Source organism: Dethiosulfovibrio russensis, from assembly GCF_021568855.1.
Taxonomy (GTDB): Bacteria; Synergistota; Synergistia; order Synergistales; family Dethiosulfovibrionaceae; genus Dethiosulfovibrio; species Dethiosulfovibrio russensis.
Map to the genome: position 1 here is coordinate 1 of NZ_JAKGUG010000034.1, position 593 is coordinate 593.

The 593-nt window shown below is 59.4% G+C and carries 2 pseudogenes; both read right to left on the reverse strand.

The features are described 5' to 3' along the window. Window positions 1-221, reverse strand: a pseudogene (locus L2W48_RS12910) (hypothetical protein); the annotation flags it as partial. Continuing rightward, a pseudogene (locus L2W48_RS12915) lies at window positions 191-593 on the reverse strand (hypothetical protein); the annotation flags it as partial. The pseudogenes L2W48_RS12915 and L2W48_RS12910, both read right to left, overlap by 31 nt.

The window sequence follows — 593 nt, forward strand, 5'->3', positions numbered from 1 at the left end:
AACTGTGTGGCGAAACTGACCCTCGCTCCGTCGGCGGTCCCCAGCAACTCGCCGGACACCTGAGTCGGCCTGTCGTTCCATAGACGAAACCCTATCTGTACGCTGGTCGTCCCGGTGTCTATGGCCCCGAAGTCCAACCGGCTCAGTGGATACGCATCGTCGCTCGTTCTCAACTGCATTATCGGCATATCTATTCCTCCCTTTTCTCTTCCTCTTTCCATAGCCGGGCCATCCGGTCCAGTTCATCAGGGGACTGTCTTATTACCACCGGAAAAAACCGGGCGTACCAGGTATGGAGAGCCATCCTCGTCCACCATTTACCGAACCCGAACACCTCTAGAGCCTTGTCGTAATCCCCGATGGACAGAGAGCATCTGCCATGACCGAACAGGGCCACGATCGCCCCATCCTCCCGAGCCCCCAGGCTTACCAGTTCCCAATCGGTCGCCTGCTCCAAGACATACGGAGAGGGGCTCGTCTCGCACCGGACCGACAGCCAGACCCCCGTCCAATGTCGGAGCATCACCCAGGTGGTTCCTTCCTCGTCGATCTCCAGCCTCGCATCTACCAGCGGGACGGTGGGGTCTATGGCC